The sequence below is a fragment of the Streptomyces sp. NPDC001393 genome (assembly GCF_053597455.1).
In genome coordinates this window covers 22,096-28,216 of the sequence record NZ_JBSFIH010000084.1, presented here as the reverse complement: position 1 = coordinate 28,216, position 6,121 = coordinate 22,096, and the positions used below count along the sequence as shown (strand labels likewise).

Annotated in this window: 5 protein-coding genes and 1 pseudogene; 2 read left to right on the top strand and 4 right to left on the bottom strand. The window is 67.0% G+C overall.

From position 1 onward, the window contains the following. The first annotated feature begins 124 nt into the window (after window positions 1–124). Together ACWC2T_RS42835 and ACWC2T_RS42830 are read left to right on the top strand one after the other, a co-directional pair. Window positions 125–598: an LLM class flavin-dependent oxidoreductase gene (locus ACWC2T_RS42835; RefSeq protein ID WP_450675707.1), complete on the top strand. Its 474-nt coding sequence runs from the start codon at window positions 125–127 to the stop codon at window positions 596–598. Window positions 599–794: 196 nt separating this feature from the next. Beyond that, window positions 795–1,511, top strand: coding sequence for a GntR family transcriptional regulator (locus tag ACWC2T_RS42830; protein ID WP_450675706.1), 717 nt, complete (start codon window positions 795–797; stop codon window positions 1,509–1,511). Window positions 1,512–1,685: 174 nt separating this feature from the next. On the opposite strand, the pseudogene ACWC2T_RS42825 reads toward ACWC2T_RS42830, so the two are convergent. The 4 genes and pseudogenes from ACWC2T_RS42825 to ACWC2T_RS42810 all read right to left on the bottom strand — a co-directional run. Continuing rightward, a pseudogene (locus ACWC2T_RS42825) lies at window positions 1,686–1,856 on the bottom strand (DDE-type integrase/transposase/recombinase); the annotation flags it as partial. Window positions 1,857–2,341: 485 nt separating this feature from the next. Then, window positions 2,342–3,580 carry a methylaspartate ammonia-lyase gene (locus tag ACWC2T_RS42820; protein WP_450675705.1) on the bottom strand — a complete coding sequence of 413 codons (1,239 nt, stop codon included), beginning with the start codon at window positions 3,578–3,580 and terminating at the stop codon, window positions 2,342–2,344. 232 nt (window positions 3,581–3,812) lie between these two features. Further along, window positions 3,813–4,940: an XdhC family protein gene (locus ACWC2T_RS42815; RefSeq protein ID WP_450675704.1), complete on the bottom strand. Its 1,128-nt coding sequence runs from the start codon at window positions 4,938–4,940 to the stop codon at window positions 3,813–3,815. Beyond that, window positions 4,937–6,109, bottom strand: a complete 1,173-nt coding sequence (locus ACWC2T_RS42810; protein WP_450675703.1) for a vWA domain-containing protein — start codon at window positions 6,107–6,109, stop codon at window positions 4,937–4,939. Before ACWC2T_RS42810 ends, ACWC2T_RS42815 begins: the two co-directional genes overlap by 4 nt. Window positions 6,110–6,121: the final 12 nt, after the last annotated feature.

Sequence of the window (6,121 nt, the reverse complement as noted above, 5' to 3'; positions counted from 1 at the left end):
AGGCGAATCCGGCCGTGTCACCAGACTCCAGCCCGCTGACCTGCACCTTCACCTCGCAAGGGACTCCAGAACCCCTGAATTGCGCGGAACGCAGGCTCCAGACCCCGGCCGAAAGGGTCTTCTCGTGTCTTCGCTGCACCTTGGCCTCTCCCTTCAGCAGCGCTGGTCCCTCGGCGACGGAGCAGCTGTGCTCCGCGTCGCACGTCATGCCGAGGCCCTGGGTTTTGGTCATGTCGCGGCCGGTAACCGCCTCCTGGAGAGCGGTTATGCCATCGACTCCTATCTCTCCGACCCGCTCGTGCTGTTGTCGGCCATCGCGGCCTCGACGACGCGCCTGCGGCTGCTGACATCGGTGCTCATGGTGCCGTACTCGCCGACGCTGCTCCTGGCTAACCAGGCGGCCACCTTGGACTTCGTGTCCGGAGGTCGCCTGATCCTGGGCATCGGCGCAGGCTGGAAGCAAGACGACTTCGCGGCTGTCGGTGTGCCCTTCCGCGAACGCGGTGCCCGCACCGATGACCACCTCGCAGCACTCATGGGTGCGGCGAAGTCGACACTGAGGCGCGAGTCGGCCAGCGATTCCTTTTGCTCCGCATGACCGGTCACGACGCACGACGTCGACCCGCCCCAGACGCGCACCTGGGTAACCGGCCCGTGGTCGGCGAGTGCTCGCAGCTCCGGAGACGGAGCGAAAGGGCACGCCGCCAAACCTCGCCCGACTGGCGGACCAAGTTGATCAATGAGGGAAGTTCGAAAGTTTGCAGTAAATTCGATCTTTAGCTATGATGACCATCATGGTGACCAAGGGCGGTAAGCATACGTTGAGTGACGAGGTGCGAGCGCGTCTGCGTGCCGACATTCTCAGCGGACGGTTGCTGCCCGGGGCCCGGCTGAAGTTTCCCGCGCTCGTGGCGCAATACGACGTGAGCGTCAGCGTGCTGCGCGAGGCCCTGGTGCGGCTGGCCGAGCAGGGCCTAGTGCGGTCCGAGCCTCATCAGGGGTTCATCGTGACCCCGCTGTCCCGGCATACCTTGAGTGAGCTCACCGAGGCTCGGGTCGAAGTTGAGGGCCTTGTCTTGCGGCGTTCGGTAGCCGAGGGGGACCTCACCTGGGAATCTCGGCTGGTGGCAGCTCACCACACGCTGGAACGCACTCCCTACACCGTTGAAGAAGACCCCAGCCGCATCGACGATGACTGGGCGGCCGCCCACTCCGCCTTCCATGAGGCGTTGCTGGACGGCTGCGCCAATCGGCGACTGGTGCAGATCGCCCTGGGGCTGCGGGACGAGGCCGAACTCTACCGCCGGTGGTCGCAGCCGCTCGGCGACGAACCGGGCCGGAATCTGGCAGCCGAGCACCGCTGCATTCTCGATGCCGCGCTCGCCCGTGACCCCGAGGCCGCGGCAACCGCGCTGTGCGCCCACGTGCGCCGCACCACCGAGCTTCTACTGGCAGCCGTCGACCGCCTGGATCACGACCGATCGACCGAGTCGCCAGCCCTCTCGCCGTGACGCCCTTCAGTACCTCGTCCCATCTGCAGATGCTGCGGGCTGTGGCGAGATGTTTGTCACGGGTTGTTCGCTTTCGAACGGGGGAGTGCAGGGCACATATCGAGGCCCAGGTGTACCTGACCTGTGAGGTTGGGGACGCGGCTGGCGGGTGCTTGCCCTTTCAGCGCGGTGTGTCCGGTAGGGCCGGGTGCGCTTGTGCGCAATGCCGGCCTGGGTGAGCAGGATGCGCCAGTCGCGTGAGCGGTAGCAGCCACCGTTGTCGGTCAGTACCCGCTCGACGGTGATCCCGGCCTGGCCGAAGAAGGCCTGCGCCCGCTGCCAGAAGCCGCTGGCGGTCTCCTGCTCTCGTTTGTGAGGATCTCCCCGGCTCGCCGCCTGCCGGGACCCAGTCGGTCACCGCGACCGACCACACTGCTCACGCGACCGGGCCTGGCTCCCTGCGGTCTCGACGAGTTCGCCGCACTGGCCCGCACCCGCATGCAACGGATGCGGATGCGGGCCCAGCAAGGCCTGCTCGGGGTCGTGTCCCCGGTCGTCGTGTAGCCGATCACGGTCCGCCGCTTCCGCTTTGGAGCCGTCCGGTACGTGCCGCTGCCGGCCGTCGGTGCGATCACCGCTGGTCCCGACCCAACGAGCCTCAACAGGGCTTCCGGCGAGGGACATTGGAGCCGCGACCTGGGGATTCCGTCAGCTTGATCGGCTACACCACTCGGCGGGACGCCATCCTGCTCGGCAGGTCCATCGCCGAGACCGGGGCGATTCCGGCTCACCATGGCGCACCCGGAACCGAAAGACCGGCAGGTGGCTGACGGTTCCTGGCGCGTCGTATATCAGCGCGCAGCGCTCAGACGCAACGTCCGCTCCATCTCGTTGTGGGTCAATGCGAGGCTGACGTCCGGCCATGCCCCCGGCTTGGCCATGACGACGTCGGCGCCGAAGGCGAGTGCCATGTGGGTGCAGGCACGGCCCGACACCTCGGTGTCGTTCATCGTCCCCCCGACATACACGCCGACCCCAGCTCGGCGACACTCCAGAATGGCATCCGCAGTGTTCGTCAGCGACCCGAGGTCGGGCGTTTTTACGTGGATAAGGTGCGCAGCGCGTTCCTGCGCCCACAGGGCAATGTCCTCCCGCGTATTGCAGTACTCGTCAGCGACGACCTCCACCGGGAGCCCCTCGGCGTCGATGAAGGCGACGAGTTGGCCCATCGCCTCGCGGCTGGAAACGGCGTCGCCTGCGCTCACGGGGTCCTCGAGTCGCAGCCGGAGCGGCGCGGCGGCGGCGAGCAGGCGCCCGAGGTAGGTCTTCATGCGGCCGAGGTCCCCGTCGCAGATACGGCCGATGGTCCCGTAGACGTCGAGATGCACGACGGGACGGTAGTCGGAGTCACCGTATGTCTGAATCCGTGAGGACATCCAGGAGACGAAATCCAGAAGCTTCTCACCCTCGGCGCCGATCAGCTCGACGGAGGTGAATCCGCCGTGCGGCAGGGCGTCGGCGCGTCCGAGGATCAACCGGTCGACCTGGTCCGGGTGTTCCCGGGCGTTGCAGCAGCCGAAGATCGGAACCGTGCGTGTGGGAGCCGGCAGACCGTACTCCTCCACGAGGACCTCGGCCATCGTGCGGCGCTGCGCTGCGGCGGTCGCGCCCAGCATGGCCTGGCTGAGGCCATAGGCGATCCCGGGGTGGAGGTACTGCCCATCGGTCGCCAGGCCGTCGATCAGCGTGGCGAGCTTCCGGAAACTGCTGACCTCGACCCCGGTCAGCTGTGCGCTGACGCTGCCCGTCACGATCGGTTCGTAGTCCTCGGGAGAGAGAGGCGCCGCTCGACCGCGGATACCGGCACGGATCACCGAGACACAGTCTCCGAGTCCTACCGATCCATCCTCAAGCAACAGTTGGATGTTCAGAGAGCGGGCGCGCTCGTGAATTGACGTGAAGCCCGGCGTGACCGGCTTCCCCAACACGAATACCCCATCGCTGCGCCGGTCGGCGTCCATGGCGACGTAGTCGGTGTAGTAGTCGCACGCGAGCCCGACCGAGGCGAGGACCTGGGAGATCTTGGTCATGATGCTCAGCTCTCCCTCGCGACGACGGCAGCTCGCCGGATCGAGTGGGAGGCTCCGATCGGGAGCTGCGCCTGGCGAACGTTCTGGGGGAATCGATCAAGACGAAACGGCACTTGGCACTCCAAGAGACAAAGGTTGATCAGATTGCGTATGTACAAGCGTCGGCCCGGGCCTTGCGTTCGGCTTCCGCCGCACTGCCGCGGCACCGAGCGTTCCGGTGTGGCGTGGGGGCTCAGCGCACCGTTTCCGACAGCTCATGAGCCGCTTGCGTGTGGATCGGCGTCGTCAGCTCCGACAGCCGGTTGCCGGAGCCGCCCCACCTTGAGGCGATGATCTCGGCGGCGATCGAGACGGCTGTCTCCTCCGGCGTGCGGCCTCCGAGGTCCATACCGATCGGAGAGGACAGCCGGGCAAGGAGGCGGTCCTCCACACCGGCTTCCCGAAGCTGTTCGAGCCGCCGCAGGTGCGTGCGTCTGCTTCCCATCGCACCGATGTAGCCCGCCTTGGTGCGCAGCGCCCGTTCAAGCAATGGAACATCGAACTTCGGGTCGTGCGTCAGGACGCACAAAACCGTGCGCTCGTCGACCTCCCGGCCGGAGAGGTAACGGTGGGGCCAGTCGACGACCACTTCGTCCGCGGTGGGGAAGCGTCGTTTCGTGGCGAAGACCGGGCGTGCGTCGCAGACCGTCACGTGATAGCCGAGGAATTTGCCGATCCGCACCACCGCACCGGCGAAGTCGATCGCGCCGAAGACGATCATCTCGGGTGTCGGCGAGAAGGATTCGACGAAGACCGTCAGGTCGTCCCTGCGCTGCTCACCGTTGCGACCGAGGTGGACGACCGCGCTGCGCCCCTGGGCCAGCAGACCACGTGAGGCTTCCGCGAGGCCCCGGTCCAACGAGTCGTGACCGAGTGTTCCCATCGCTGAGTGCTCGGTCACAAGCATGCGGGCGCCCACCCGATCCGGGCCGTCGACAACGGTCGCGACTGCGAGCGCACTACGGGTCTGCGCAGCCTGGACCACGTCAACGAAGTTCGAAAAGCGCTCCGGCGTCACCAACTCGACGAAGATTTCGAGCGTCCCACCGCAGGTCAGGCCGACGGCGAAGGCGTCCCCGTCGGCAACACCGTAGGTCTGCTTGGCTGGGATCCCGGTGGCCAGCACTTCCTGTGCGAGTTCGTAGACAGCGCCCTCCACGCATCCGCCGGAGACACTGCCGATGACCTCACCGGTCTCCGAGACGGCCATGGAGGCGCCGGGTCGGCGCGGGGACGAGTGCCAGGTTCGCACGACGGTGGCCAAGGCGAACCGTGTGCCGACGCGGTACCACGCGCTCAATTCGTCGAGGATGTCTCTCATGAACGACCGCCATTCGTGTTGACCAACCGGCTTCCGGCGAGGACACGCGCTGTCTCTTCGAGACTGGCGATGTTGTGTCCGGACAAGAAGACGTCGACGTAGGGGAGTGCGGCAGCCATACCCCGGGCGAGAGGCTGGTATCGCGGATCGGCCTTCAGCGGGTTCAGCCAGATCACGTGGTGCGACATACGGCTCAGCCGGGCCATAACCTCCCGGAGCAGGCCCGGGTCGTCCTTGTCCAGCCCATCGGAGCAGATCACCAGGATGGCGCCGCGGAGGGCACTGTGCCCTTTGCGGAGTTCCAGCAGACGCGCCAAGGAGCTGGCCAGGCGGGTGCCGCCGTCCCAGTCCGTGACCGCTCTGCCGACCTGTTCGAGTGCGCGGTCGGCGGAGGAGGGCCGCAGCACGTCGGTGACACGGTGCAGGGAGACGCCGACGGTGAATGCCTCGACCTTGTGCCCAGCATGCAGCAACGCATGGCAGAACCTGAGCAGCGCGTGCGCGTACGCCGTCATGGACCCGGACACGTCGACCACGATCGTGATGGGCCGTTGCTGGATCCGTCGACGGCGCTGACCCGGCTGGGTCGGCTCGCCGTCGGTCGCCAGCAAGCGCCGCAGTGTTCGCCGCATGTCGAAGTACGGGCCGGAGCGCGCCGACTTCCGCCGACGGCTCAGCCGATGAGCGAGCTTGGGGCGCATCCGCCGGATGACTCGGTCGGTTTCCCGGCGCTCTTCCTCGGTCATGGCAGCGAACGACTTCGCACGCAGACGCTCGAGCGTACTCGCGACCCCCCGAGCTTCCGCCGGCAGCTCTGTGGCCTCCTCGTCGACCGTGAGGCTCACGGAAGGGCTGCTGCTCGCACCGTCTTCTTGCGGCGCGCCGTCACGCCGGGGCTGCGCAGCGGGCGGCAGGTCCTCGCCGCTTCCGGCGAAGAACTCGAAGAAGGCCTGCGCATAGGCGCTCTGGACCCTGACGTCCGGCGCGAGGACCGCCCGCCCCGCCCAGAAGAGGTCGGTGAGGGAGAAGTCGCCCAGTTCGAGAATCGCCTCGTAGTATGTCAAGGTCTGGGCGGGACTCACCAGCACGCCATGCCGCCGCAGGACCCCGGTGAAGTCCACGCACATCCGTCTGGTGTTCGTCTGCGCGGCAGTGCGTCCCTGATGCATCGTCGTATCCAT

What these genes read in the sequence shown, in the direction of transcription:
- ACWC2T_RS42830 (WP_450675706.1), top strand. Translation starts at nt 795, where the DNA reads ATGGTGACCAAGGGCGGTAAGCATACGTTGAGTGACGAGGTGCGAGCG.
- ACWC2T_RS42820 (WP_450675705.1), bottom strand. Translation starts at nt 3,580, where the DNA reads ATGACCAAGATCTCCCAGGTCCTCGCCTCGGTCGGGCTCGCGTGCGAC.
- ACWC2T_RS42815 (WP_450675704.1), bottom strand. Translation starts at nt 4,940, where the DNA reads ATGAGAGACATCCTCGACGAATTGAGCGCGTGGTACCGCGTCGGCACA.
- ACWC2T_RS42810 (WP_450675703.1), bottom strand. Translation starts at nt 6,109, where the DNA reads ATGCATCAGGGACGCACTGCCGCGCAGACGAACACCAGACGGATGTGC.